We start from the raw sequence: 717 nt of genomic DNA on the forward strand, positions 1-717 counted from the left end.
TCAGGTTCTCTCTAGATGTTAGCTTTTCGTCACCCACTACAGTTGACAAAGAGCCCAAAAAGACACATCCCATATCGGAATGTGTCTTTTTTAGAACGAAGCTAATCGGCTTATTCTTACTTAAGAGTAGTTAGTTTTTATTAGGACTAGTCACTCATAAGTTTTAGGGGTAAGTCGAAGGAATATTATTCCTCAGTTTTTTTGCGTTTTGCCGCAAGTGCCAATCCAGATGCAGTTGCAAGCAATCCAAGAGCTGCTGTAGCTGCTACGTTAGACTCTTCACCAGTATTTGGCAATTGTGCCATTTCTTGTGCAGGTTTAACTGGAGTAGCCTTAGCTGGAGCTTTAGGAGCTGGATCAACTGGTTTACCTGGAGTTGGTTGTTCAGGTTTACCTGGAGTTGGCGTTACTGGTTTTTCTGGAGTTGTATCGACAAGTTTGTAAACGTAAGTTACGTTCTTATCGCCTTCGATAACTTTACCAGTTACTGGGTCAGTTGTAGTCAAGTGACCATCACCATCTACAGAACCTACTGGGTAGTTACCTTGTGGTACCAATTCGTAAACTTTACCATCAGCAGTAACAATTGTCTTAGGACGGTTATCAATTACTGTATCGTAATCTTTACCTACTGGTTGACCAAATTCATCTGTTACAGATTGTTTGATAGTGTTACCATTTTCATCCACATAGTGAACGTAAACATTACCCTTAGGT

At 40.6% G+C, this 717-nt stretch carries 1 protein-coding gene; it reads right to left on the reverse strand.

The window, feature by feature from the left end:
- Window positions 1–185: 185 nt before the first annotated feature.
- The coding region (locus AX662_RS11070; protein WP_048790919.1) for a MucBP domain-containing protein at window positions 186–717 on the reverse strand (532 nt) is incomplete at its 5' end.

The sequence above is a fragment of the Streptococcus sp. CCH5-D3 genome (assembly GCF_001556435.1).
Lineage (GTDB): Bacteria > Bacillota > Bacilli > Lactobacillales > Streptococcaceae > Streptococcus.